This window comes from Buttiauxella agrestis (assembly GCF_900446255.1).
Lineage (GTDB): Bacteria > Pseudomonadota > Gammaproteobacteria > Enterobacterales > Enterobacteriaceae > Buttiauxella > Buttiauxella agrestis.
Genome location: NZ_UIGI01000002.1, coordinates 14,543 through 39,771, shown reverse-complemented (window position 1 = coordinate 39,771; position 25,229 = coordinate 14,543). Strand labels below are relative to the sequence as shown.

Genomic DNA, 25,229 nt, shown 5'->3' with positions numbered 1-25,229 from the left:
CAGTCAGCCTGCCGCCTCCGGCAACAATGCGGGAATTTAATCCTGAAACGCTGACGCCATGGGTGACGCCGGTTTATGCCAAATCATGCCTGAAAGAGAAAGGATGTACTGACGGCGGGACAAACGAAGAGTCTGCCGATAACTTTGGTGAGATGACGATCTTTGCCCAACCTGTTGAGGACGACTGCTGCGGTTATGGTCATCAACATGAGCATGATGATGAAGTCGTTCAACATGCTCAGTCTGCTAAACGGCGAAAACCCGGAAGTGAGAGTGCAGTAGCACCGGCTGAAGCTTCAGCCGCACCGCTTGCTATAGGAGGGGGAGCGCTGGCTGCCAGAACAACTGCTGGCGTTATGACTCAGGTATGGGGGGAGTGGTCTCTTACTGGCGTGTTGGGTGCCGCCCGTGGAATTCCATACGTGGGGGCGATGATGTCCGCGCTGTATATCCCGTCAGCGGGGGCAGGAAGCGACAAAGTTCCTGGTCGGGACGAATACTGGTACGAAGAAGAGTTGCGACAAAAAGCGCTAACGGGGGCCAAAGCCACAACCCGGGTCCGCTTTTTCTGGCATGCCGATGACCAGGGCAATATGCGTGTTTACGGCGTCCACACAGGTGAAGGTACGCCGTATGAAGGTGTACGCACGGCCGACATGAAGTGGGTGGAAGCCAACAACCGTTATGAGTTCACACCCGCTCATGGTGTGGATGGCCCACTGATCACCTGGACGCCAGAAAAACCGGAAGGAAGCGACCTTCCATCGCATACTGGCAGCGACATCAAGCCAATAGACCAGGCGACAATACTGGTCACCCCGATCCCGGATGGTAAAGACGAATACACGACCCCGCCATTCCCGGTGCCGGAAGAACGTGATCTTAACGATTATATTCTGGTATTCCCTGCGGACTCCGGGATTAAGCCGATTTATGTTTACCTGAAAGATGATTCACGGAGTCAGCCAGGAACTGCAACAGGCAATGGCGCTCAAATTGAAAATGGGAAAAATTGGCTCGACTTATCAGTTACCAACAGTGGAGAAGGTGCTAAAATTCCGGCTCATATTGCTGATAAATTACGAAGGAAAAAATACAATACCTTCAATGAGTTACGCGAAGATATATGGATGGAAATAAGCAATGACCCAGACCTCTTGGCTCAATTTGGAGAGGATAACCAGGAAAGAATTAGTGGCGGCTTGGCACCATGGGTTCCTAAAGATGGGTATTATATAGGCCCAAAAGAAGTTGTGAAAAAATTCCAGATACACCATGATATTGCGATAGAAAATGGTGGCGGTGTATATGATATTGATAATTTAAGAATAGTAACCCCTCGTTTACATGATGAAATTCATTATAGAAGGTAAAATAATGTTCGAATTTAAAAATGCAATTAATGATTATACTGAAGATGAATTCATCGAATTTTTACATGAATTTAGGCGAGCAACCAGGAAGGATAAGTCTCTAAAAGGAAGTGAACTAGATTCTTACTTAGATAGACTAATGGACCACTTCATAAAAATAACTGAACATCCTAAACAAGGTGATCTTATTGCATACCCAGAATCACCAGAGGCTAGGGAGCCAGAGAATATAATAAAATCAGTAATAGAATGGCGAAAATCCAATGGATTGCCTTTGTTTAAAGATCCCCAATAAACTTCATTGTGGGGAAAAATATATTATCGCCGTAAGTGTTTTTTACTATTACCCAGGCAAACCTAATGCGGACAATCCAGAATCCGTTTTAACGAAATAAATCACTTCAGACAAAGTCAATCACTTGTTTTTTAAGGTTCATCAATAATTTCAAACAACATTCAAAACATCTGCCACCAAAAAATTGTTAGGAATATAGTGTGTCATGGATAGAAAATCTCCCTCCTTATATGAAATTCTCACTGGAAATTTCACAGGTGACCTTCCCCTTGAACTGGCAAATGAAGAGGACCAGGTTATTTTATCCGTACTGGATAATATCCAACGGATATTAAACTCTCGTGCGGGGGCCATCTCTCATTTACCAGATTTCGGTTTGCCGGATATGACTAAAATCCTGCAAGGCATGCCCGGAACCGCCCATGAACTGATAGATACACTTTCCGGTGTTTTGCTGAAGTATGAGCCTCGTTTGCAGACGCTCAATGTCACACTGCTTGAACAGGAAGTACCTGGAGAGCTGCGTTACGCCATCGATGCCGAACTGAAAGGTATTGGGCTTGTGCGGTACGGCACTGAATTCATGCCTGAAGGTAAGGTGATGCTCAGGCATCTGAAACAACAGCAGTATCTGGAAAAACACCAGTTTATTTAACTCCCCCAAACCCTCATTCGATACGGACTTCACAATGTTCCATTCAGCCGAACGCCACCTTAAGACTGGAAGCGATCCCCGCACACTGCCAGATTTCTCAGAATTACGTGATGAACTCGCAAAACTATCCCATCCCGCTCGTCCAGACGTGAACTGGCAGTATGTTGAAAAACTGGCATTAAATCTGTTCGATACCAATGGTGTCGAACTCCAGACGGCGGCATGGTTTACCCTGGCAAGAACAAACCTGGCAGGTATACAGGGTTTCAATGAAGGCATGGCGATTCTTGATGTCCTGATACGTTATCAGTGGTCAGCTATGTGGCCTGCCTCGGCACATGCCCGTATAGAGATACTCAGTAGCCTGAGTAAACGTCTCCAGCAGATATTCCGGACACTATCATTTCACAGAGTCGATTTACCAGCCCTGTACCAGAGCGAAAAATTACTGAGCTCCACAGGTGAAGCCTTACAACGTCTGGAGCTGCACAACGCAGCCGGGACGGACGTGCTACGGCAAATATTGAAAAATACCGTAGTCAGGCTCGAAAATAGCGATGCTTCCTCAGACCAGTTAGAAAGCCATCGTACTGACGTCACGCTGCCAGTACGGGCAGAGGATCTTGCGGCAGAAGTGAACAACAGTCCACGTTGGGTATATGTTGTAGATACTCAGCCAACGGTTAATGTCGAAGTCAGGCAGAAACCTACCCCCCGAATCGCACCCGGTCTGGCATTCCTCAGTGGGTTGCTGACGGCGGGGGTATTGAGCCTGGTCGCGTTTAAATTCATACCGACATTGCTTAGCCATCCCGAGGAAGAGGCGGTGATGTCATCTCTCACAGCTTTACCAACAAGCCTGCCACTTCCGGTTGCTGATCAGCTACGTAATGATTCCCCTGCATGGTTAGCAAACAGGGATAGCTATGCGAAGACATTAAAAACCCGACTGGATGAACTCATCACCATACCTCCTTACTGGCCGTTACAATATGGCTCTCAACTGGTCGAGCAAACTCGCCATCTTTACCCCGATACCGAACTATCAAAAACAGTTTCAAAAGACTGGCAGTCGAAGTTAGCGGCGAATTCTTTGCCTGCTGCCAGTATTAGCGGGTGGTATCAGGGAGTGACTGATCTTCAGAAACTCCAGGACAGACTGAACCATCTGGACGAAAAGAAGGGCAAGTACATGACGGTAAGCGAGCTCAAAACGGCGGTGTTCTCTATATCGAAGTCATTCAATGACAGCATTCCGGCCGAAGAGCTGATAAGGCAATTGCAAAAATCCTCTGTAAACCAGCCAGTGTCCAGAGACTTACAAAACCGGGCAGATTTACAGCTCAGGCAGTTGAACAATTCCTACATGCTTGTCACAACCAGGAACAGGGAATAGGGGAAGTCATACCATTAAGGCATGGTATTGCGATTTCGATTGTGCATTGGGATACTAAAGCTTCTGATTAAGCAAAGAGATAGACGATTTGACACCACAATATCAAACGCAGATCACCGAGGAACAGGTTCATTTGTCCTGGTGCCTTCTGGTCCATATAGCCATGGAAGAAAAACGGTCAGGTTCTGGTTCGGCACTAAAGAAACACATTCTGATCATGAAGTGGTTAAAAGAAGCACAACGTAAGAAGCTTTTTCCTAAATCCGTTGCTAAAACAATTCTCTGGTTAATTAATCAGGGTGAGACATACGGGGCTTCAGCAAAGTTATTCAATAAAGTTACTTTTCTGCATCAATCTGGACAAAGTGATTTGGGGGATAAAAGCGACCGATACCGATTTTTGCTATTCATCGAGACATTAAAATCAATGGGATGGAATGATGTATTACTCCCATTAAGCGAAATCATTAACATCGTGAGTAAACCTTCAACTGTGTCTGCGGTTTATACTCCATTTGAGACGCTAAATATCGCATTTAGCGATAGCGATGACCAGCTGATTACTGACCTGGATTTATATTTTACAGGTGATGACTCAGGGTTGCCCGACTTATTAAACAAGTGCATGCTTAACTTTAAAATCACCAGGGATAAAGCAGGTGTAAGTAAGGTTACTTTGCACTGTTCAAATAATGTGGAGATGAACCTTGACGATTAAACGTAAGCGTCAATTTAGTGCCGTATTTTGCCAACAGACCCGTCCTGCTAACTTAGACGTCCACCTGTACAGACGGGCATCTAACCATGACATCTCAAACCTGGCGTTCCGAACCCCGAAAAAATTATCCGAACGACTTAAAGCTTCGTATGGTCGAACTGGCCTCTCAGCCCGGGGCATGTGTTGCTCAGATTGCCCGCGAAAACGGCATCAACGACAATGTTATCTTCAAATGGCTCCGCCTGTGGCAAAACGAAGGACGTATATCACGCCGCCTGCCAGCAACGACGAGCTCTTCACCATCCCCAGGGCTGCTACCTGTTGAGGTGATACCTGACCCGTCACTATCAGATGAGTTGAACACCGGATCGGCGCTGTTCTCCCCATTGAATGCGTCATCCTGCTGCGTGGAGTTCCGCCATGGTAAAATGACGCTGGATAACCCGTCTCCAGAGCTGTTGGCCGTGCTCATCCGCGAGCTGACAGGGAGGACCCGATGATATCACTACCGTCGGGCACCCGGATCTGGCTGGTTGCAGGCGTCACCGACATGCGTAAATCCTTCAACGGTCTGGGTGAGCTGATACAGCATGCACTTGATGAAAACCCGTTCTCCGGTCATCTGTTTATCTTCCGTGGCAGCAAGGGCGATACCGTGAAGATCCTCTGGGCTGATGCTGACGGTCTGTGCCTGTTTACCAAACGGCTGGAAGAAGGTCAGTTCATCTGGCCTGCCGTACGTGATGGCAAAATCGCCATTACCCGCTCACAGCTTGCCATGCTTCTGGATAAACTGGACTGGCGTCAGCCAAAAACATCCCGACTTAACTCGCTGACAATGTTGTAAAAACATCATGACCACATTATAACTGTGGTCATGAATCGCGACTATCTCACCCGCATCGCAGCACTTGAAGAAGAGCTCCGACAAAAAAACAGCCAACTCAGCCTCGTGGAAGAAACGGAGTCCTTCCTGCGCTCGGCGCTGGCCCGTGCTGAAGAAAAGATAGAAAACGAAGAGCGGGAAATAGAACATCTGCGCGCACAGCTGGAAAAACTGCGCCGGATGGTGTTCGGCACTCGCTCCGAAAAACTGCGCCGACAGGTGGAAGACGCTGAAGCACAACTCAAACAACACGAGCAGGAGAATGACCGTTACAGCGGTCGGGAAAACGATCCGCAGGTTCCCCGCCAGCTTCGCCAGTCCCGACATCGTCGACCACTTCCCGAACACCTTCCGCGTGAGATAAACCGCTTTGAACCCGTGGAAACCGGCTGTCCTGAGTGCGGAAGTGACCTGAAATATCTCGGCGAAGTCAGTGCAGAACAGCTGGAACTGGTCGCCTGCGCCCTGAAAGTTATCCGCACCGTCAGGGTAAAAAAGGCGTGTGTAAAGTGTGACTGCATCGTTGAGGCACCCGCCCCCTCGCGCCCCATTGACCGCGGAATCGCCGGACCGGGCCTGCTGGCCCGGGTGCTGACGTCAAAATACGCAGAGCACACGCCCTTGTACCGTCAGACTGAAATCCTGGCCCGTCAGGGTGTGGACCTGAGCCGGGCCTTACTCTCCAACTGGGTGGATGCCTGCTGCCGGTTAATGGCACCGCTGGATGAGGCGCTGTACCGCTACGTGATGGATACGCGCAAACTTCATACCGACGATACGCCGGTGCCGGTGTTGTCCCCGGGCAAGAAGAAGACGAAAACCGGGCGCATCTGGACGTATGTACGCGATGACAGAAGTGCCGGTTCATCAGACCCGCCGGCAGCCTGGTTCGCTTTCTCGCCAGACCGGCAGGGAAAACATCCGCAACAGCATCTTCGCCAATATAGTGGCGTGTTACAGGCTGATGCGTACGGCGGTTATGACCGGTTGTTCAGCGCAGAACGTGAAGGAGGTGCGCTGATCGAGGCAGCCTGCTGGGCGCACGCACGCCGGAAGATCCATGACGTGTACATGAGTACCCATACTGCCACGGCAGAGGAAGCCCTGAAGCGCATCGGTGAACTCTACGCTATAGAGGAAGAAATACGCGGTTGGCCGGAAGCCGAAAGGCTGTCAGCCAGGCAGACCCGAACGAAACCGTTACTCGACTCGCTGCATGAGTGGATGATGGATAAAAGTGCGACACTGTCGAAAAAGTCCCGACTGGGTGAGGCGTTCGGGTATGCACTGAACCAGTGGGCAGCGTTGTGCAATTACGCCAGTGACGGACTGGCAGAGCCTGATAATAATGCAGCGGAGCGGGCGTTAAGGGCCGTCTGTCTGGGCAAAAAAAATTATATGTTCTTCGGGAGTGACCATGGTGGAGAGCGAGGGGCCCTGCTGTACGGTCTGATCGGTACGTGCAAACTCAATGGAATCGATCCGGAAGCTTATCTGCGCCATATACTGAGTGTGCTGCCAGAGTGGCCGTGTAACAAAGTAGCGGATCTCCTGCCGTGGAATGTGGATCTGACCTCTAAATAACTGTCAATGCGGCGCTGCCTTTACGTTTACGTTATCCCGGTATCCATAGGCCATTCGTTTTATCACTTTGATCCTGTTGTTCATCCCCTCCAGCACGCTGGTATTCAGACGATGTGTGGCACTCGCGATTATGCCGCTCACGTAACGGGAGAGAGGGGGTGCGGACACTACTATTGAGCTGCCACATCCTTTGTCAAGGCTAAGTAGAGATGTCCGGGGTGGGGGTGCGGACGATTTCCTGGACTCACAGGAGATTGTTTATGTTTTCGTACGCAGATAAGTTGCGGGCTGTTGAGCTCTACTTTAAATACGGGAAAAAAGCTTCACGGGTTGTCCAGGAACTCGGATATCCTTCCACCAGGCAGCTCAGACGCTGGGCTCGTATAATCCAGGCCGGTGGTGTGCTACCTGAGTCTGTTCCGAGAAAACCCCGCTACACCAGTGAACAAAAACGGGCTGCTGTGGAGCACTACCTTAATCATGGCTGCTGCCAGGCTTTCACCCGCAGAAGCCTGGGGTATCCCAGTGACTGGTTGCTGAATCGCTGGCTGGACGAGCTTCACCCGGGCAAACGGCGGCTCATCTCCGTTGTACAAAATCATCATGCTCCCTTTGATACAGAGGTAAAACGTCAGGCAGTCAGAGAGCTTTGTACCCGGTCCGAGTCTGCCCGTGAGGTCGCTCAAAAAGTTGGTGTCCGCCGCGAGGTGTTGTACAAATGGAAGAATGAACTTATCGGTGATGAGGCATATCGTTCCATGCGTAAAAACAAAGATCCCTCCTTTCAGGAAGAACGCGATACGCTGCTGGATGAAGTTGCCCGGTTGCAGCAACAGATTCGGCGGCAACAGATGGAACTTGATATCCTGAAGAAGGCGGAAGAACTGATAAAAAAAGACCCGGGTATCAGCGTTCAGTCCCTGACTAACAGAGAAAAAACTCAGGTCGCTGATGCCTTCAGGAATACTTGCTCGCTGACAGAGCTGCTTAGCATCCTGCAGCTTGCCCGCAGTAGCTATTTTTATCACCGTGCAGCCCTGTTCGCAGCAGACAAATATGCTGAGGTACGCACCGTGTTGGTGGAGGTCTTTAACAGCAACTACCGCTGTTATGGCTATCGCCGCCTGCACGCCATGCTCAGATATGAAGGCATGCGGCTTTCTGAAAAGGTCGTGCGCAGGCTGATGGCAGAAGAGCAGCTCGTAGTCAGTCGTTCACGTCGCCGCCGCTACAGTTCGTACTGTGGTGAAATTGGTCCAGCCCCTGATAATCTTCTCGCCAGAGACTTCACCGCCGGAGCCCCCAACCAGAAGTGGCTGACAGATATCACAGAGTTCCAGCTTCCTTCAGGCAAAGTATGGCTGTCCCCGGTAGTGGACTGCTTCGATGGTAAAGTAGTGAGCTGGTCAGTTGGAACACGGCTGGATGCTGAACTGGCCAATACGATGCTGGATGGTGCCATCAGCACGCTTAAGCCCGGAGAGCGGCCGGTGATCCATAGCGACAGAGGTGGTCATTATCGGTGGCCAGGCTGGCTGACGCGGGTGAATGCAGCAGGTCTTATCCGTTCAATGTCCCGAAAAGGATGTTCACCGGACAATGCCGCATGTGAAGGGTTCTTCGGTCGACTGAAAACGGAAATGTATTATGGTCGCGAATGGTCAGGCATAACACTGGACAGCTTTATGCTGCATTTGGATGCTTACATCCGGTGGTATAACGAACGGCGGATTAAACTGTCGCTGGGTGCAGTCAGTCCGGCTATGTACCGACAACAACTCGGTATCAGATGATAAACCAGTCCAGGAAAACATCCGCACCCCCAAACGGCAGCGCGGATCTTTTCAAACTCTCTCCGTTAACGCGACAGAACCCTTTATGGTCAGTGCAATGATTAGCTCCCTATTTCAGTGTGATTTATGAAAAAAAATCCAAACCAAACAAAAGGCCATTGTTATAATAAGTTTTAATATATTTAATGACAGTAATTAAATATATTATTATATAAATTGGCATGGAACATTTGGGTTTAGGCCAGCAAGATTGTTTTTTATTATATTCCACCTCCTTTTGAACTCAACGTTCTCTGAATGATTTCTTGGTATTACTTTAGGTGAAATTACTATTGCAATAACTTCAATCCTATCTGTTGCAGGGAGTCCTTTATATATGTTCACCCCTGATTTTCCGATGACAAGAATTTCATTGTGTTTATAATTATTTGTTGAGTTTAATATTTCCATTGGTGAGCTTATTTGATTGTACCCTCCAACAACCGGAGGTAAACGCTCACCATTTGATTTAAGTTTTCGTTCTCCACTGCTGATGTGCTCAAACAATGCAGCTGAATTTATTACTTTTCCCACCGGGCTTGCATTTTCACGACCAGCATGATTAGGAAAATATACATCATTCTTAAATGTGCCAATTATATTCTGACATGGAACATCTAATACAAATCCTATCTCATAAAACATTGCATTCTGTCTTCGAATAGTTCCTTTTAAATCCGTTGATACTCTTCTTATCTTATTTATGTCAATAAGAGATGTTGAAATGACATCCCATGTATTTAGTACATCTTCAGCACATTGCCTGAATAACGGGCCATCAAAGCGAGTATAGCTAGGGATAGTATGAATCAGACGAATGTCGCCGGGTAAATTTTGAATTTTCCATTGGCTAAGCATATGCTTTATGCTTTCTTCACTTTGTGCTAGAAACATATGATCGTTGGATTTTGGTAAATTTTTAACACTTTTCATTGACGTATATTCCTTTCAAAAAAATTAGTTACCAGTTTATATTACAAAAGAAAGACAAACCAAAAAACAATTGTATACAAATATGGTTGTATATATACCTTTGTAGTTTTATAGTTACCCTAACTAAGAGCCAATCCCAATAGGATTTTATTCCAGACAATAATGCTGCATGCAAAATGCAGCATCGCCTCGTAGTTTTCGACCTTTTTCTCCCAACGCGTCAGGATGCGGCGAAAGCGATTCATCCAGCTGTGTGTTCTTTCTACAACCCAACGATGTGCCTTGAAGTCGCTGTTTTTAATCGCCTCAGACTCCTCTTTCCTCGACTGAATATGGGGTTCATAACGACGTGCTATCAGACAGGTTTCCAGCCATTCGGCTGCATAGTCTTTGTCCAGGCACAGACGCAGCCTCTGACCCGGTCTACCTGCCTGTAGCCCGTCGAGCGTATCTTCAACCAGCTTGATGTCGTGGGTATTGGCCCCGGCAACAACCAGTGAGAGCGGAAGTCCCTTCGCATCGGTCATCAGGCTGCGTTTTACGCCCTGTTTTCCCCGGTCAGTAGGGTTACGACCTGTTTTTTTGAGCCTGCAAGTGGCGATTTTGTCATGCAGCCATCCATCGACAACAATGACCAGTCAATGGCATCAAGCTTCTCGCAGGCAAGCAATCCGTTTTGCCAGAACCGCTCGAAAACCCCGGCATCACGCCACTCCTGGAAACGACGATGGGCTGCGGCACAAGTATATCCCGTGAGAACACTGGCGGTTACTGCTTAGCAGCGTCTGTTGAGCGAAATCAAGCTGTCGCAAGGCAAAGACCCACGGGGATCAACAGTTACTGGAAATAGAGCACAGTTTTATAACCGCATTCGATGGCGGAAATGACGATGTATCGTGTAAAACTATTTGGCGGTCATCTGACATTGCGGGATTAGAATACCCAAGCCAGAGAAACTATGACCATTATCCGTACTTTAAACAAAATCCTTTAAAGGTAGTGTGGTACTTTGCAAGAGAGTCCGACAAAGTACCGGTTCATCCAATATCCTTCAACTTTCCCAGTAAACTTTCGAGGTCGTCCTTCAATGTGGTGTAAACCTCTTTTACTAAGGGTGTAGCCAGGAAGACTTGGTCATGATGGATGAAAAGCATATATTTAAAATGCAGTCTCATTTTATTAAGGTTTTGAGACACCGAGCAAGTGGATATTCCCATTTTTTTCGCAGCATCATATATGCTAGCAGTATTATATATTTCCATAAATACAAGTAATGAATTTAAATCCAGTCTTTTTGACTTAGATAGTGCTGGTTCTTGCCTTAAATTTTTCATTATCAGCATCAGTCCATAAGCCATAAGCCATAAGCCATAAGCCATAAGCCATAAGCCATAAGATTATCATAAGGACGTGTTAATTTTTATAATCATCTGCCATTCCTGACTAATGATCAACATCCATTAGTAGATATGGAATTTTTCACAAAAATCTGCTAGCAGCTCAAGAGCATTTATGGTCACATTTTTAAGAGTGACTTCGGCTTTGTTGAATAAATGGTTCTGTCGCGTTATCGGAGAGAGTTTGAAAAGATCCGCGATGCCGTTTTTTTAGGCAGCTAACAGGTAAAACTGTTCAGCCGGTGACAATCCGTCGCCGGCTGGAGGCTGAAATTGACCCTTGCGGATCATGTGAATGAACTCAATGCCCGCCCGTATCGTCTGTGCTCGCCGGAATGATTTGAATCCCAGCATCGGTCGGGTTCGCCGTTTGATATTTCGGTGGTCCTGCTCCAAAAGGTTGTTCAGGTATTTGCTCTGCCTGACAGTAATGGTTTCTTCATCAGGTTTACCGGCGTTGAGTGCCGCCAGAGCAGCCGTGTTGGCACCACTTTTATCGATGGTGACAACCTCTGGTTCACCATGATGGCGAATGGCCTTGCGAAAGAAACGCAGCGCGGCTGCGGCATTCCGTTTAGCCGTCAGCAGGAAATCAATGGTCTGCCCCGCTGTATCGACTGCCCGGTACAGATATTTCCACTGGCCTTTGACTTTGATGTAAGTTTCGTCCATCCGCCACCGACGCCCCACGGCGCGTTTACGACGACGAAACGCCTTATCCAGCAAGGGGACGAGGCGGATAACCCAGCGATGGAGGGTGAAATGGTCAACGACAATGCCCCGTTCGGCCATCATCTCTTCCAGGTTCCGCAGACTCAATGGGTAAGCCAGATACCAGCGAACATTGTGCAATAACATCGACAGGGTAATGCAGACGACTGAAAGCGTTTCGGACCAGAGACATAGTCAGGCAACATAACAAAAAAACAATATGTTACCTGACGCCGCCTTAATGCTACAGAACCAGCACAGACGATACGGGCGGGCATTGAGTTCATTCACATGATCCGCAAGGGTCAATTTCAGCCTCCAGCCGGCGACGGATTGTCACCGGCTGAACAGTTTTACCTGTTAGCTGCCTAAACCGCTGACAACGGGGATTGAAGCGAGATCACTAAGCCAAGATGATCCTCAAGGCTGAATATTGAAAAGCTGAAGAACATGAACCCATTAATCCGTCTCTGAGGGTTGGAATGTCACCACGGCCTAAGTGATCTGACAGGTCATGCAGAAAGCGTCAACGGCAACAGGTAAGTGCAGTTGGTCGAAGGCTATCTGATATATAACCAGAAAACCGGGACAGCAGGATCCATCACAGCCGGACTGCTGATTTCTGCCAACTTGCGGCAAGCAAGGATAAAGAGTGCGATGGGCAGCTTCCTCAATATGTCTGAGTCCAGACAGGTGAACCGGGGAAGGTCAATGACGGATGCTAAGGGGGCATGACCTCAATGACGCATTGACCGGCGGAGCTTTCGTAGTAGTCCGCGATGGGGAAAGCCCATTACATGGCGAAGGGAAGCAGTTTACATGTGTTTGCGACGTGAATTAACTGACCTAACGAGGTGAAGACCTTTGATAATCAGCGAAATGCAACGCAAGCTTGCCACATGGGCAGCCACCGATCCGTCCCGACGGATTGAACGGCTGCTGCGTCTGATAACACAACCAGAATGGCTGACTGAAGCCGCGCGGATCACGCTTTCATCAAAGGGAGCGCATACCCCCGGCGTTGATGGCGTGAATAAAACAACGCTACAGGCCAGACTGGCTGCTGAGTTACAAATACTCAGAAATGAGCTCCTCTCAGGTCACTACCAGCCCCTGCCAGCAAGACGGGTTTACATCCCCAAAAGCAACGGCAAACTGCGACCTCTGGGTATCCCCGCATTGTTCAGCGGGCAATGCTGATGGCAATGGAGCCGATATGGGAGAGTGATTTTCATACTCTCTCGTATGGCTTCCGGCCTGAACGCAGTGTCCACCACGCGATACGCACGGTGAAATTACAACTAACCGACTGTGGGGAAATGCGGGGCCGCTGGGTGATTGAAGGTGATCTGTCCAGCTACTTTGACACTGTACACCATCGATTGTTGATGAAGGCCGTACGTCGCAGGGTTAGTGACGCACGTTTCCTGGCCCTGCGGTGGAAAACCATCAAGGCGGGACATATCGATGTTGGTCTCTTTCGGGCGGCCAGTGAAGGCGTGCCGCAAGGTGGCGTAATATCGCCGTTGCTGTCGAATATCATGCTCAATGAGTTCGATCAGTATCTGCATAAACGCTATCTGAGCGGGAAAGCCAGAAAGGATCGCTGGTACTGGAATAACAGTATCCAGCGAGGCCGAAGTACCGCAGTCAGAGAAAACTGGCAATGGAAACCTGCTGTAGCGTACTGCCGCTATGCCGATGACTTCGTGCTTATCGTCAAAGGCACCAAAGCACAGGCAGAAGCCATCAGGGAGGAGTGTCGTAGTGTGCTTGAAGACAGCCTGAAACTCAGGCTGAACATGGATAAGACTAAAATCACCCATGTTAACGACGGCTTTATCTTTCTGGGTCACAGGATCATCCGCAAACGCAGTCGTTACGGCGATATGCGGGTGGTATCGACCATCCCGATGAGGAAAGCCAGAAACTTCGCAGCGTCACTGACAGCACTGTTATCAGGCAATTACAGTGAAAGCAAAATCGATATGGTTGAGGTACTTAATCGGAAGCTGAAAGGCTGGGCTGCTTTCTATCAGTTCTTTGATTTTAAGGCCAGTGTAGTCAGCTATATTGATCGTGTCGTGTTCTGGAAAATGGCCTACTGGCTGGCCCGTAAATACCGTGTGGGTATCAAAACGCTGATGCGCTATTGGTGTAAACCACCGAAACCCGGTCAGAGTAAGGACCTTGGTTATATTTGGTAAAACCAACCACGGCAAGCTCAGTGGCGAAATCCTGTACCGGCTGGTAGGGCAAGGCAAGAAGTTGTTCCGCTGGCGTCTGCCCGAAGGGAATCCTTACCTGAGGACTGAAGTCAGAAACACGTATACATCGCGTTTTACAGAAGTAGCAATGGCATTCGCCAGCATTTAAATGGAGAGCCGGATGCACTGAAAGGTGCACGTCCGGTTCGGAGAGGAGAGGCAGGGAAATAGTCCGACTACGCCCTGTCTCTTACTCTACTTCACACTGATGAGGGCTGGCTTTACCTGGCGGTGGTCATTGACCTGTGATCCCGGGCCGTCATCGGCTGGTCAATGTCGCCACGTATGGCGGCGAAAGCGCCCGGAAAAAGTCATTGTTCATACTGACAGAGGCAGCCAGTATTGTTCAGGGGATTACCAAGCCTTACTGAAACGTCATAATTTGCGTGGCAGTATGAGCGCAAAAGGCTGTTGTTACGACAATGCCTGTGTGGAAAGCTTCTTTCACTCGCTGAAAGTGGAATGTATCCATGGAGAATACTTTGCCAGTCGGGAAATAATGCGAACGACAGTGTTTAATTATATTGAGTGTGACTACAATCGCTGGCGATGTCACAGCCCCTGTGGCGGACTCAGCCCGGAACAATTTGAAAACCAGAACCTCGCTTAGGACCGTGTCCACATTACGTGGGTAGGATCAGTATAGTGTAAAACAACTGATTGGTGGTTATCTGACCCTGCGGGATTACGATGCCAAGTCTGAGAAGGTATGGTCATGATCCGTGCTTTAAACAAAATGACGGATGCAGGTATATCCGAAAGCATACGGATTATCTGAGAAAATGACTGATAGGTGACCTGTTATCTAAATCCGATTTATTCAACAAAGCCGAGGAGAGCATGTTTATTTTCTCATGTACACACCATTAAAATTTTTCATCGCTCCTCATGACGGTTAACTGTTTCTGCTAGCTAAAGCTGAGAAGAAAAACATATAACCTTATCGAAGTTGGTCCACTTTTTTATACTTGATGTTATTGTTGAGCTTGTACTATAACATGCTCAATATATTAATCAGTAATAAGTGATCGTCACATTCGCTTTGGCATTAAATTTCCCGGTGAATGCGTTGTTGTTTGAATCGGTAATTTCGGCTGCGGTCTGGATAATAGCCGCCTGGAAAGAGGCCGTGTTTTTACCTTTCTGACCCACCCCCTGGTTTTGCTTCACGCCCATCACCACTTCTTTTCCTTCGCTGTCATACATCCCAACCGCCAGACCATTCACCGCTTTGCCATTTGCCACGCTGTGAACAACCAACGTTTTTTTACCGTTGAGAACGGCGTTGGCGTCTTCAAATGTGAATTCGACATTATTGGTGTAGCTGCTGCAAGTGAAGTCCATGCCAAAACGGTTCATCGGACCGTTCTGCGGAAAACTGCCGGTGGCGTTGGGGTGAAGCTCACCCAGTTCGACTATCTGGTGTTTGTTGTCCAGCGAGCACGACGGCGCGGCCATAAAAACGCCGGAGCCCAGAGGGATATCGACCGTGGCAATTCCGCCCAGGCCGTCAATGGAAAAGGTTAAATGCGAGCCAGGAGGAATAACGGCCGTCGAGCTATATTCCATCCAGCCTAACTTGATGAGTTCAGCACGCATCGATTCGATGGCGAAGTTGTATTTGGTGTCGTATTTATACAATGATTTATCGGCATTATATTGCGCGCCAAACTGGACGAGAGTGGTGTCATCTTTGCCATTAACAATAGGATATTCCACCCCCAGGCGTTTCCCCGCCGCCATTTTCGCCGGGGGATAACTGTTCGCCAGCGGCTCTTCGTTTATAGACACCGCCTTGATGTACATCTTCATTTTGATGCCATTATTGTTGGTTTGTGCCTCGCCCGCCCAGTCCAATTGCTGGTCATTGACCGCGCTGAGACTAAGCGATATGTCGCCGTCAAAAGAGGCCGGAGCGGTGAACTCCTGACCGTCAGAGGTGCAGGTCAGGCGCATATTCGGCAGAAACTGAGCGTAATCGAGCGACAGCACTACGGTATAATCCGGGGTGTTTTGATCTGCCGCGATCGGATTTTCACGCGTGTAAGGGGAAAACGGCGAGGCACCGCCGGAGTCGATATCACAATGTAATACGCCAGCCCAACTCAGGCCGGGGAAAAAGCCTGCCAGCATCAGCATGATGGCAGGCAGGATTGTGGTCAGCGGGCGCCGTTTTCTCATAGGATCTGTCCGTTAGAACGTCAATGACTGATGCAGCACCGCAGAATCACCGCCAAAATCATTGATCGCGGAATAATTCAGGGAGCCTGATTTACCGGCCACGCTGGCAGGCAGCGCATATCGGGACTGGCCTTTAGCGGGCACCATGGTGGTTTTGCCGTCGATGGCGACGGTTTTGCCCGCAACCGTTACGGTAAACTCAGATAAACTGGCGTAATATTGCGTCGGATTTTTCGCCTCCAGCCAGGCTTTGCCGCCTTCTTTCACCACCTGCCACTGCAATTTGTTCACCGTATCAGCCGGTTTTTCTGACAAAGTCGTCGGGCGAATAAAGACTTTCAGACGGGTGCGAACCGCAACTTCGAGCTGGTTTTCGGTGCTTTTACTCACCGGAGGGATCTCCTGGATCCACAGCCAGTATACGGACTCACGATCCTGCGGGATTTTACCCGGCACAATCACCATACGCAGTTTCCCTTCACGACCCGCGCCGATTTTAAACAGCGGTGGCGTCAGAATTAACGGCAGGTTTTTATCGTTACCCTGCAAATCTTCCACCCAGGATTGCACCAGGTAGTCCTTGTTTTTATCATCATTGATAAGCTTGATGGAGGTTTCTTTATCACTCTCAAGCGCGACAACTCGGGTCAGAGCGGGGCGCACAGCCGCGCTGGCGACACCGGATAAAATTAAAGTGCTGACAATCAGGGATACTGCAAATTTATGGAGTTTCATTATTTCTCTGCTTAGCGACAAACCGCATTAACTTGTTGATACCAGGGGTCAGAAGGACCTCCGGAGCCAGGTAACTTGAACTGGCACTGTGTGTTATCTCCCAGTGTCACACGCAGGGTTGTGTCGCCATCGGCCAGTACGCCGTTGAGATACAACAATCCGTTATCGGCTACCATGCCGACCTGCTCTTTCCCTTGCCATGCACTTGCGCCGAAAGGTGCTGGCTTGCCGTCTGAAAGCGATAACATCACTATAGCGCGGCGTCCTACTTTTGTTTGGAAACGGCGGACAACTACCGCTCCGTGGGTAGGGATAACGTTCTCCCCACCATCAATCAATTCAACGTTATCCGCCGCATGGCGGGTATCGAGCGACAGTGAATTGTCGCGATAAGGCGAAATTGACGGTACCACCGCGCGTCCCCAGCGATTGGTCGCAACACCCGGCTGGCCTTCCACGCTGATGTCTTCCGCACCAGGGGTTTCAATAATGGCGATGGTGTCGCCCAACTGCTGAGACAGCACCACGCCGTGGCGATACGCCACCACGCCGCCGGAGATCCCTGCGGAGTACTGGCTGCTGTTCTGGCTGACGCTGGCGCTGGCATTCATATTGGCGATGCTGTTGCGATAGGCGACGGCCGCTGACGGTGAATATCCGTTGCTGTCATGCTGGACGGACAACGAATAGTTCATGGCGCTTTCCATTTCTGTGCCTGAAACCGTCGCCATCTGCGAATCACCGGAACGATTGCTGGTGTTCGTGGTAAACGACAGATTGCGGCTGCGTTTTTCCCCTGCATCAAGCGGCACGGAGAAATTGAGAGACAGCTGACGGTCAGGGCTGTTGTCGGAAATATCATCATTGCCGGTATTGGCCTGGTAGCTGTAGTTCACGCTGACATTGACCGATTTAATATTGAAGCTGTAACCCAGCGTCAGTGACGTATCTTTGGCGCTGGAGTCGTAATAGCTGTCTTGCTGCAACGTCAGATACCCGTTGCCATATTCGCCCAAGCCCTGATTTATGGTGGCCTGCACTTCATTTTTGCGATGATGCCGAGTGTCGTCATCACCCCAGCGCCATCCGGCGTATTCCGGGAAGTCCATAAAATCAGACGTCTGATAACGATAACCCATCAATTGCAATGAGGTGTCGGTATCATCAAAACGGCGGGCATAAAGCAGGCGTAGGGCGCGACCATTGTCACCTGCTGCTTCGGGTTCATCGGTATCGAACGCGTTGTCGTTTGAGTCTGTAGCGGAAACATGGCGTTCCAGCGCCCAGTCGAGGGACAAACTGCCAAATGCCCCCAGACTGACTGCACCGCCCAGCGCCATAGACTGATAGCCTTCGCCAGCGATCACGAGGTCACTGAGCGTGACTTTATCCCAGCCATATTGCAGGCTGCCCTGAGCCACTAATGGCTGATAGGAAAGCGTGTCGTCGCGGTAGCGACCGCCGCTCAGACTGTAACGCCAGGTTCCTGGGCGGATCATGTTGGGCAGCGACGTATAGGGCACGGTAAATTGTTGCTGGCTGCCGTCGCTCTCTTCCACGGTGACGTCCAGGTCAGCACCGATCTGCCCGTTGGTCAGGTCAGAAATAGCGAAACTGCCCGGTGCGACGGTTTTGCTGTAAATAATGTTATTGCGCTGGCGGATAACGACTCTGGCATTGGTGCGCGCCACGCCGCGAACCACTGGCGCGTAGCTGAATGTTGAGGCCGGAAGCATCTGGTTGTTGGTTTCCAGCGTGATGCCACGCAGAGGCAAAATGCCTAAAATGTCGCTGGAAGTGCTGGCGTAAACATCCCCAACCGTAAAGCGTGATACCAGCGAAGATATATCGCGTTCGGCGTAGGCCCGGTCATGATTTTGTTCCCAGCCTGTCTCGGATTTATTGAACGTATCGAAACTGTAGAAACGCCACGAGCCAAGATTCACACCGGAGTTCAGGCTGAGATAAGCGTTATCGCTGCCAGATGAATCGGCACCGGAAGCATGGTTTTCCGAATGATAAACGTAACCTGAATAACTCAGGCGCAATGCATTCACGCCGTTATCCCATAATGACGGGTCGATCATTTCGCTTTCCGTCGCAACGTTCATGGCAGCCTGTGGGGCGGTGATCAGCAGCTGTTGCATTGACTCATCGTATTTAATGCTGGCATCCGGCCATTTGGATATCAGGTCATAGCACACTTCATTGCCAGATTTTGCTATTTCATCAAGATGACGATCCAGACCCGACTGGTGCAATAAAGCTTGTGTTAAACAAGGCACTGCGCTGTCGTGGCCTTTAACGGGAATGAACTCGACCTTGGTTTTAAATAATGTATGTCCGTTTAAAACCACATCGACTGTTTTCATCCCTGCGGTGACGTTTTCAGGGTGATAAAATTGTTGCGGTATTGCTTCGGAATCTTTGCGTAAAAAATCGGCGTCGAATTCGGACGTTTCTTTATTTGTACTATTTGGGATTTCTGCGGCATGTAATAAAGGGATAAATAAAACAGGCGCAAAAATGATAGTCTTCATTATTAATGATAAATGATTCCACGTCACAGTTAGCCTGTTTGTTATAAGCGGGTAAATTAAACTATTAAAGAAATGTTATTAAGTCTGAAAACGGATTAATTATACGCAATGTCGACAAACGTTTTGGCGCTGACTTTCCCCGCCGTAACTGCCGGAGTTGAAGTATTCGCTTTGTAAGCGACTTTAAACTTCAGTGAATTATCGCCCTCGACTAATGCCTGAGATTTTGCCGGAGCGCCGCCGTTGATGTTGATTGGAGTAGAACCGTCGTTTTCCAGAAGCGCGATACCTACGCCTGAGGCTGGCGTGGTGCCTGCAATGTTAGAAAGGATAGAGTTATCAACCGTATCAGGAGTACCACTGAAAGAAACCTGGGCATTTTTGAGTGTGGTAACGCTACAGTTTTTAAGGTCAATGGTGAAATCCTGCATCCCGGCATAACCGCCTGCGCCAGTGAAGGAAGTTGGGGTGACACTTGGTAGGACCATAACAGCACCGGTGGTGGTGGTGCCATTATTAAAGCCGTTGAAGGTACAGGCTGCGGATGTCACTTCACCATTAAAAGTAATATCGCCATCTGAAGCAAATGAAGATAACGGGAAAAGACAAAAAGTCATGAGAACTAATTTTTTAAATTTCATAAAGCCGCCTAAAATACAATGTATTTTAAAGTGATGTTGATTATGCGTTACGCTTATCAACTGCAAAAAATTAAATAGGGCAGGTGCCTGCCCACTGTGAGTTGTACTTGCCCTGATTTTCCAGAACCATACGAATAGCACCCTGTCGCTCCCCAGAAAATATACACAACTCAACTTTAACTTTAACACATGCCAGCAATGATGAAACCGGCAATAACAATCCATTATTGGACTACTATTGAAGGGGTATAAACGAGTATACTAATTAAAGATCCAGTTATTTCCTAGCGGGGGCTTTAATACGAAATAGCCTCGCCAAGATAGAATGATTATAACTTTTTTAGCTTTATCATTTTCTCTTCACAACGCATACGTTCAATTCTAATAAGAGTAACTATGAATCGTTCTCAAAGAAACTTTGATTGCAAAAACATTGCGCTTACATGGTTAATTGTTGTAATTCAATTTATATGGCCAGTCACACTGGCCTTTGCTCCAGTGATTTCTGTAGCCGCTCAGGATATTAATCAACCAATGAAAGGAATAAGAACAATCCCTTATATTTTAGGACCCAATGAAACGGTTTATACCCAGGCAAAAAAAAATCATCTCACGATAGAAGAGCTTAAGAAGCTCAATCAGTTTCGCAGTTTTTCCAAACAATTCACTCAGCTTACTACGGGTGATGAGTTGGACATTCCGGCACCGGAGAATAAATTCTTAATGCAGTCGGATGAGCAACCTGCTGGCTACGACGCGAATATAGTGGGACAAGATCTGAGTCAGGCGGGTTCAATGCTCGCTAACAGCAATGCCAGTGATGCGGTAGCCAGCATGGCCCGTTCACAAATTACTGATGTTGCTAATTCTAATGCACAACAGTGGTTGAGTCTGTTTGGTACGGCCAAAGTCAAATTAAGTTTGGACAGTAACAACGATCTTGATGGCAGCGAAATCGACTGGCTGGCCCCTATTTATGATAATAAAACCAATTTACTTTTCACCCAACTTGGGGCGCGCAATCAAGATGGCAGAAACACCGTCAATATGGGCGTGGGTTTCCGTACGCTTACTGACCAATGGATGGTCGGCGCAAATACATTCTTTGATAATGACATCACAGGAAAAAACCGCCGTTTGGGAGCAGGATTTGAGGCATGGCGAGATTATCTGAAGCTTTCTGTGAACGGCTATTTTGCGCTGACTGACTGGCATCAGTCCCGTGATTTTGATGATTACAATGAACGCCCTGCTAACGGATTTGATATCCGAAGTGAAGCGTATTTACCGTCTTATCCACAACTCGGGGGTAAGCTAATGTATGAAAAATACTACGGGGATAGTGTCGCACTCACTGATAAAGATAGCCGTAGCAAAAATCCACAAGCCGTTACTCTGGGTGTGAGTTTCACCCCTGTTCCGTTACTCACTGTGGGCGTAGATCATCATAAGGGCGAAAGCGGAGATAACGATAGCAGCATTTCCTTACAGCTTACTTATCGCCCAGGGATGTCCTTGGCTTCTCATCTTGATCCAAACGAAGTCAATAATCTGAGAATGTTATCCGGCAGCAGGCTGGATTTAGTTGATCGTAATAACAGCATCGTACTCGATTATCAAAAACAAGATCTGATGCGTATTACGCTGCCTGACCGTCTCAGTGGGGCATCTAAACAGACCATTTATTTAGTTGCACAAGTCAGCAGTAAATATTCTGTTGATCATATTGAATGGGATACTGCCGCTGTCGTTGCGGCCGGGGGTGTGACAACTCAGCTTTCAAGTACCACACTGGCCGTCACATTACCGCCATATCAGGCTTTCGGAAATAACAGCTATTCCGTGAGTGGTATGGCATGGGACGTCAAAGGAAATGCATCCGAACGTGCGTTATCCCTTCTCGAAGTCGAGAAACCGATCGACATGAATATCACCTTGAAAGCAACCATTGACGGTTCACCGGCAGATGGTGTGACGGTAAACCGTGTTGATGCCAAGGTCACAGACAGCAATAAACAGCCTGTCGCAGGCCAGAGCGTGACCTTCAGTCAGGCCGGAAACAGTGCCGAGTTAACGACAACGAAAGCAATCACTGACAGTACCGGGCTCGCAAGTACGCTGTTAACAAGCACAAAAACTGGGATCACCAATATTACGGGTACGCTGGATTCAGGTGAAAGCAAAACCGTAGACAGTACGTTTGTCGCGGATATGACCAATGCCACCCTTTCACTGGCGGTGACTAAAGATAACGCAATGAGCAATGGCACCGACACTAATACCATTGAGGCTTCGCTTCTGGATAACAGCGGTAATCCGCTGACAGGTCAGGTCATTATCTTCAGCGCGAGTCACGGTGCGACTCTAGATAGTTCCTCGGCCACCACAGATGCCCGGGGTGTCGCCAAAATCATTGTCACTAATACTGTGGATGGCATCAGCACGATCACCGCAAAAATTAACAACCTCAGTCAGTCTGTAGATACTCATTTTGGCGTAGATAATTCATCAGCAGACATTACAACGCAAAATATTACCGTACTGAATGACAATGCAGCCGCAGACGGTGTGGCGACGGATAGCGTAATGGTCAAAGTGACCGATATTCACAATACGCCAATGGCGGACCAGAAGGTAACTTTCAGCGTGGAAAGCGGCAGTGCCAAAGCCGAGACGACCACTCGTGTCTCCGACTCTCAGGGACAGGCGTCGGCCACCTTCACCAGCCTTAAGGCTGATACTTCTGTTGTTCATGCTCAGTTAGCAAATGGTCAAGGTCAGTCCATACCCATTTCATTTATACCGGATACAGGCACCGCCACTATTACATCTGCCAATCTCACGGTGACGGCAGACGGCGCCGTGGCCAACGGTACGGCCACTAACGAGGTCCAGGCTATCGTGACCGATACTGCGGGTAACCTGGTGCCAGGTGCTTCCGTCACCTTCACCGCCACGAACGGCGCAACCGTCACCACCGCCAGTGCAACCACAGGTGCGGATGGCAAAGCGACGACCACTCTGACCAGCCTTAAAGCCGGTGACAGCAGTGTTACTGCCGGCATTAACGGCAGCAGCCAGACGGTGAAAACGACCTTTGTACCTGACAGCAGCACTGCCACTATTACATCTGCCAACCTCACGGTGACGGCAGACGGCGCCGTGGCCAACGGTACGGCCACTAACGCCGTGCAAGCGATAGTGACGGACGGCAGAGGCCAGGTTGTTTCAGGTATTGGCGTAACATTCAGCGGCACTAATGGCGCGACCATGCAGCCGACAGTCGTCTTTACCGACACGAACGGAATTGCCAGTGCAACTTTGACTAGCCTCACAGCCGGAGAAAGTGCTGTAACGGCAGAAGTGAACGGAAACAGCCAGACCGTGAAAACGATGTTTATTGCCGATGCAAGCACCGCCACAGTGATCAGTAATAATCTGACGGTGACCGATGACGATGCACAGGCAGATGGAACAAGCACCAACACCGTCCAGGCTATTGTGACGGATGCTCACGATAACGTATTGTCCGGTATTACAGTGAAATTCAGCGCTAATAATGGCGGGCACATTATCACTGACAACATCATCACCGATGCACAAGGGAAGGCCAGTACCATGTTGACCAATACCACTGCGGGCAAAACCGTAGTGACTGCTACTGTGAACGGTACGGGTACAACGGTTAATACTAACTTTGTTCCAGATGCAGGCACGGCGGTTATCAAGAATGGAAGTCTGATTGTCACCATTGACGGCGCGGTCGCCAATGGCACGGCCACCAATGCCGTACAGGCAACGGTCACCGATGCCAACAATAATCCCATTTCCGGCTATGTGGTGACCTTTGTGGCTACTAATGGGGCCAAAGTACAGACCTCAAACGCTACGACGGGCGCGGATGGTAAAGCCTCGACTACGCTGACCAGTCTGACTGCCGGTGTGAGCCATGTAACGGCTGAGGCAGGTACGTCCAGTACAATGGTCAATGTTAGCTTTACCAGTGATGTGAGTACCGCGACAATCGTTGTTGTGGCGGATAGCCGTGCCGTGGTCGCAGATGGTGTCACCACTGCGACCTGGACAGCAACCGTGAAGGATGCCAACAATAACCTAGTGAGTGGGATGCCTATTACATGGAAGAGTAGCAACAATGAAATCACGCCACTTTCTGCAACGGGCACAACAGGTGACAGCGGGGCTGTAACAACAACTGCCAAGTCACTAAAAAGCGGTGATGTAGTAATGACTGCGACTTTAGCTGCCCCAGCACAAAGTGCAAGCGCGGAAAATGTGAAATTTATAGGTGATACCCGAACAGCAGTCATCGACAATCTGATTTCGGATAAAATCTCGGTTGTTAGTGATAATGCTGATAAAGCAACTCTATCTGCTACTGTATTAGATGCAAATAATAACCTGGTGCCAAATGCGGTCGTTACTTGGTCAACTGATAATAATCAGTTGCAAGCTGGCAGTACTATAACGGATAGCAAAGGTGTCGCTACAGTCACTATCAAAGGAAATACAGTATCTAAAACAACTATTACGGCGGCGATTAATAATAGTAAGAAAAAGGTGTCAATCAGCTTTGCTTTCCGTTCCCAGGAAGATTGGGATCCCGTTTCAGATGATACAAACGGTAACAAATACTACGGAAAAAGTACTTCTGGAACCACCCATACTGGCTTCATTGTGTTATCTGGCACTACAGGCCCGACAACACTACAGAATTCTTCCTCATACGGCACTAAGGCTACGCTGACTACTCAAATGCAGGATAAACAAGGCAATCTTCATACGGTGATTTTTAAAGGCCTACGCGACAACGCAGCTGGAGCATGTGGTTATACGGAGTTTAATTCAATAGTAGCCTGTGGTGGCTCACCAACTGTTAACCCTCTTCTGTATTTTTACGCATCGGATAACCCGGGCCTTCCGGCTGGTGTGTATGATGGTCAGTTACATTTTTCAGCACAGGATCAGAATGGCACATTTGCGGTGGAATATATAGTTAGCGTAAAACTCACCATGAAGTAAGGCAGTATTATATAAGCTGAATAACACAAACTCACTTTTCTGTAA

General features: G+C 48.7%; 17 protein-coding genes and 6 pseudogenes. 14 read left to right on the top strand and 9 right to left on the bottom strand.

Annotated features, from left to right (window positions below; genetic code table 11):
* Window positions 1-26: 26 nt before the first annotated feature.
* From DY231_RS25455 to tnpC, 8 genes are all read left to right on the top strand, one after another.
* On the top strand, window positions 27-1,373 hold the full coding sequence (locus DY231_RS25455; protein WP_370511358.1) for an S-type pyocin domain-containing protein: 1,347 nt from the start codon (window positions 27-29) through the stop codon (window positions 1,371-1,373).
* Between the two features lie 4 nt (window positions 1,374-1,377).
* Window positions 1,378-1,668, top strand: coding sequence for a bacteriocin immunity protein (locus tag DY231_RS23810; protein WP_115631966.1), 291 nt, complete (start codon window positions 1,378-1,380; stop codon window positions 1,666-1,668).
* A 205-nt stretch (window positions 1,669-1,873) separates the two neighbouring features.
* A complete protein-coding gene (tssE, locus tag DY231_RS23805) occupies window positions 1,874-2,323 on the top strand; it encodes a type VI secretion system baseplate subunit TssE (RefSeq protein WP_115631965.1) in 450 nt (149 codons plus the stop codon).
* A 34-nt stretch (window positions 2,324-2,357) separates the two neighbouring features.
* A complete protein-coding gene (locus tag DY231_RS23800) occupies window positions 2,358-3,719 on the top strand; it encodes a VasL domain-containing protein (RefSeq protein WP_115631964.1) in 1,362 nt (453 codons plus the stop codon).
* An 88-nt stretch (window positions 3,720-3,807) separates the two neighbouring features.
* Window positions 3,808-4,437: a DUF2913 family protein gene (locus tag DY231_RS23795; protein WP_172588750.1), complete on the top strand. Its 630-nt coding sequence runs from the start codon at window positions 3,808-3,810 to the stop codon at window positions 4,435-4,437.
* An 86-nt stretch (window positions 4,438-4,523) separates the two neighbouring features.
* Window positions 4,524-4,937, top strand: coding sequence for a transposase (locus DY231_RS23790; RefSeq protein ID WP_115631962.1), 414 nt, complete (start codon window positions 4,524-4,526; stop codon window positions 4,935-4,937).
* Window positions 4,934-5,284, top strand: coding sequence for an IS66 family insertion sequence element accessory protein TnpB (gene tnpB, locus DY231_RS23785; RefSeq protein ID WP_115631961.1), 351 nt, complete (start codon window positions 4,934-4,936; stop codon window positions 5,282-5,284). The genes DY231_RS23790 and tnpB overlap by 4 nt, the downstream gene beginning before the upstream one ends.
* Window positions 5,285-5,314: 30 nt before the next feature.
* The gene (gene tnpC / locus DY231_RS23780) at window positions 5,315-6,907 is read left to right on the top strand and encodes an IS66 family transposase (RefSeq protein ID WP_115631960.1); all 1,593 of its coding nucleotides are present in this window, start codon (window positions 5,315-5,317) and stop codon (window positions 6,905-6,907) included.
* Window positions 6,908-6,910: 3 nt separating this feature from the next.
* Here the strand turns inward: tnpC and DY231_RS23775 are convergent.
* Window positions 6,911-7,060: pseudogene (locus DY231_RS23775) on the bottom strand (transposase); the annotation flags it as partial.
* A 107-nt stretch (window positions 7,061-7,167) separates the two neighbouring features.
* Here DY231_RS23775 and DY231_RS23770 point away from each other — a divergent pair.
* Window positions 7,168-8,700 carry an IS3 family transposase gene (locus DY231_RS23770; protein ID WP_115631959.1) on the top strand — a complete coding sequence of 511 codons (1,533 nt, stop codon included), beginning with the start codon at window positions 7,168-7,170 and terminating at the stop codon, window positions 8,698-8,700.
* A gap of 207 nt (window positions 8,701-8,907) precedes the next feature.
* On the opposite strand, the gene DY231_RS23765 is transcribed toward DY231_RS23770, so the two are convergent.
* From DY231_RS23765 to DY231_RS23745, 4 genes and pseudogenes are all read right to left on the bottom strand, one after another.
* On the bottom strand, window positions 8,908-9,672 hold the full coding sequence (locus DY231_RS23765) for a hypothetical protein (protein ID WP_115631958.1): 765 nt from the start codon (window positions 9,670-9,672) through the stop codon (window positions 8,908-8,910).
* A gap of 119 nt (window positions 9,673-9,791) precedes the next feature.
* Window positions 9,792-10,411 (bottom strand): annotated as a pseudogene (locus tag DY231_RS23760) (IS5 family transposase); the annotation flags it as partial.
* A gap of 298 nt (window positions 10,412-10,709) precedes the next feature.
* Window positions 10,710-11,006, bottom strand: coding sequence for a LysR family transcriptional regulator (locus tag DY231_RS25660; RefSeq protein WP_370511357.1), 297 nt, complete (start codon window positions 11,004-11,006; stop codon window positions 10,710-10,712).
* A 273-nt stretch (window positions 11,007-11,279) separates the two neighbouring features.
* Window positions 11,280-11,973 (bottom strand): IS6 family transposase gene (locus DY231_RS23745; protein WP_115631956.1). Its coding sequence is split into 2 segments (ribosomal slippage): window positions 11,280-11,910 and window positions 11,909-11,973, totalling 696 coding nucleotides; the frame shifts between segments, so codons are not numbered across the junction.
* A gap of 62 nt (window positions 11,974-12,035) precedes the next feature.
* Here DY231_RS23745 and DY231_RS23740 point away from each other — a divergent pair.
* The 4 pseudogenes from DY231_RS23740 to DY231_RS25655 all read left to right on the top strand — a co-directional run.
* Window positions 12,036-12,152: pseudogene (locus DY231_RS23740) on the top strand (IS6 family transposase); the annotation flags it as partial.
* Window positions 12,153-12,659: 507 nt separating this feature from the next.
* A pseudogene (gene ltrA / locus DY231_RS23730) lies at window positions 12,660-14,156 on the top strand (group II intron reverse transcriptase/maturase).
* An 83-nt stretch (window positions 14,157-14,239) separates the two neighbouring features.
* Window positions 14,240-14,657, top strand: a pseudogene (locus DY231_RS23725) (IS3 family transposase); the annotation flags it as partial.
* 31 nt (window positions 14,658-14,688) lie between these two features.
* Window positions 14,689-14,825, top strand: a pseudogene (locus tag DY231_RS25655) (IS5/IS1182 family transposase); the annotation flags it as partial.
* A 236-nt stretch (window positions 14,826-15,061) separates the two neighbouring features.
* On the opposite strand, the gene DY231_RS23715 reads toward DY231_RS25655, so the two are convergent.
* The 4 genes from DY231_RS23715 to DY231_RS23700 form a co-directional block, all read right to left on the bottom strand.
* Window positions 15,062-16,228, bottom strand: a complete 1,167-nt coding sequence (locus DY231_RS23715) for a fimbrial protein (protein ID WP_115631954.1) — start codon at window positions 16,226-16,228, stop codon at window positions 15,062-15,064.
* A 12-nt stretch (window positions 16,229-16,240) separates the two neighbouring features.
* Complete coding sequence (locus DY231_RS23710; protein WP_115631953.1) at window positions 16,241-16,963, bottom strand: fimbrial biogenesis chaperone; 723 nt, start codon at window positions 16,961-16,963, stop codon at window positions 16,241-16,243.
* Between the two features lie 11 nt (window positions 16,964-16,974).
* On the bottom strand, window positions 16,975-19,503 hold the full coding sequence (locus DY231_RS23705; protein ID WP_115631952.1) for a fimbria/pilus outer membrane usher protein: 2,529 nt from the start codon (window positions 19,501-19,503) through the stop codon (window positions 16,975-16,977).
* Window positions 19,504-19,598: 95 nt separating this feature from the next.
* Window positions 19,599-20,144, bottom strand: a complete 546-nt coding sequence (locus DY231_RS23700) for a fimbrial protein (protein WP_115631951.1) — start codon at window positions 20,142-20,144, stop codon at window positions 19,599-19,601.
* Window positions 20,145-20,540: 396 nt separating this feature from the next.
* On the opposite strand from DY231_RS23700, the gene DY231_RS23695 reads away from it, so the two are divergent.
* Window positions 20,541-25,184, top strand: a complete 4,644-nt coding sequence (locus tag DY231_RS23695) for an Ig-like domain-containing protein (RefSeq protein ID WP_115631950.1) — start codon at window positions 20,541-20,543, stop codon at window positions 25,182-25,184.
* Window positions 25,185-25,229 lie beyond the last annotated feature (45 nt).

Excerpts from the sequence above, each read along its gene's own strand:
- tnpC (WP_115631960.1), top strand. The coding sequence starts at position 5,315 with ATGAATCGCGACTATCTCACCCGCATCGCAGCACTTGAAGAAGAGCTC.
- DY231_RS23810 (WP_115631966.1), top strand. The coding sequence starts at position 1,378 with ATGTTCGAATTTAAAAATGCAATTAATGATTATACTGAAGATGAATTC.
- DY231_RS23695 (WP_115631950.1), top strand. The coding sequence starts at position 20,541 with ATGAATCGTTCTCAAAGAAACTTTGATTGCAAAAACATTGCGCTTACA.
- DY231_RS23710 (WP_115631953.1), bottom strand. The coding sequence starts at position 16,963 with ATGAAACTCCATAAATTTGCAGTATCCCTGATTGTCAGCACTTTAATT.
- DY231_RS23700 (WP_115631951.1), bottom strand. The coding sequence starts at position 20,144 with ATGAAATTTAAAAAATTAGTTCTCATGACTTTTTGTCTTTTCCCGTTA.
- tssE (WP_115631965.1), top strand. The coding sequence starts at position 1,874 with ATGGATAGAAAATCTCCCTCCTTATATGAAATTCTCACTGGAAATTTC.
- DY231_RS23765 (WP_115631958.1), bottom strand. The coding sequence starts at position 9,672 with ATGAAAAGTGTTAAAAATTTACCAAAATCCAACGATCATATGTTTCTA.
- tnpB (WP_115631961.1), top strand. The coding sequence starts at position 4,934 with ATGATATCACTACCGTCGGGCACCCGGATCTGGCTGGTTGCAGGCGTC.
- DY231_RS25455 (WP_370511358.1), top strand. The coding sequence starts at position 27 with ATGCGGGAATTTAATCCTGAAACGCTGACGCCATGGGTGACGCCGGTT.
- DY231_RS23790 (WP_115631962.1), top strand. The coding sequence starts at position 4,524 with ATGACATCTCAAACCTGGCGTTCCGAACCCCGAAAAAATTATCCGAAC.
- DY231_RS23705 (WP_115631952.1), bottom strand. The coding sequence starts at position 19,503 with ATGAAGACTATCATTTTTGCGCCTGTTTTATTTATCCCTTTATTACAT.
- DY231_RS23715 (WP_115631954.1), bottom strand. The coding sequence starts at position 16,228 with ATGAGAAAACGGCGCCCGCTGACCACAATCCTGCCTGCCATCATGCTG.
- DY231_RS23800 (WP_115631964.1), top strand. The coding sequence starts at position 2,358 with ATGTTCCATTCAGCCGAACGCCACCTTAAGACTGGAAGCGATCCCCGC.
- DY231_RS25660 (WP_370511357.1), bottom strand. The coding sequence starts at position 11,006 with ATGAAAAATTTAAGGCAAGAACCAGCACTATCTAAGTCAAAAAGACTG.
- DY231_RS23770 (WP_115631959.1), top strand. The coding sequence starts at position 7,168 with ATGTTTTCGTACGCAGATAAGTTGCGGGCTGTTGAGCTCTACTTTAAA.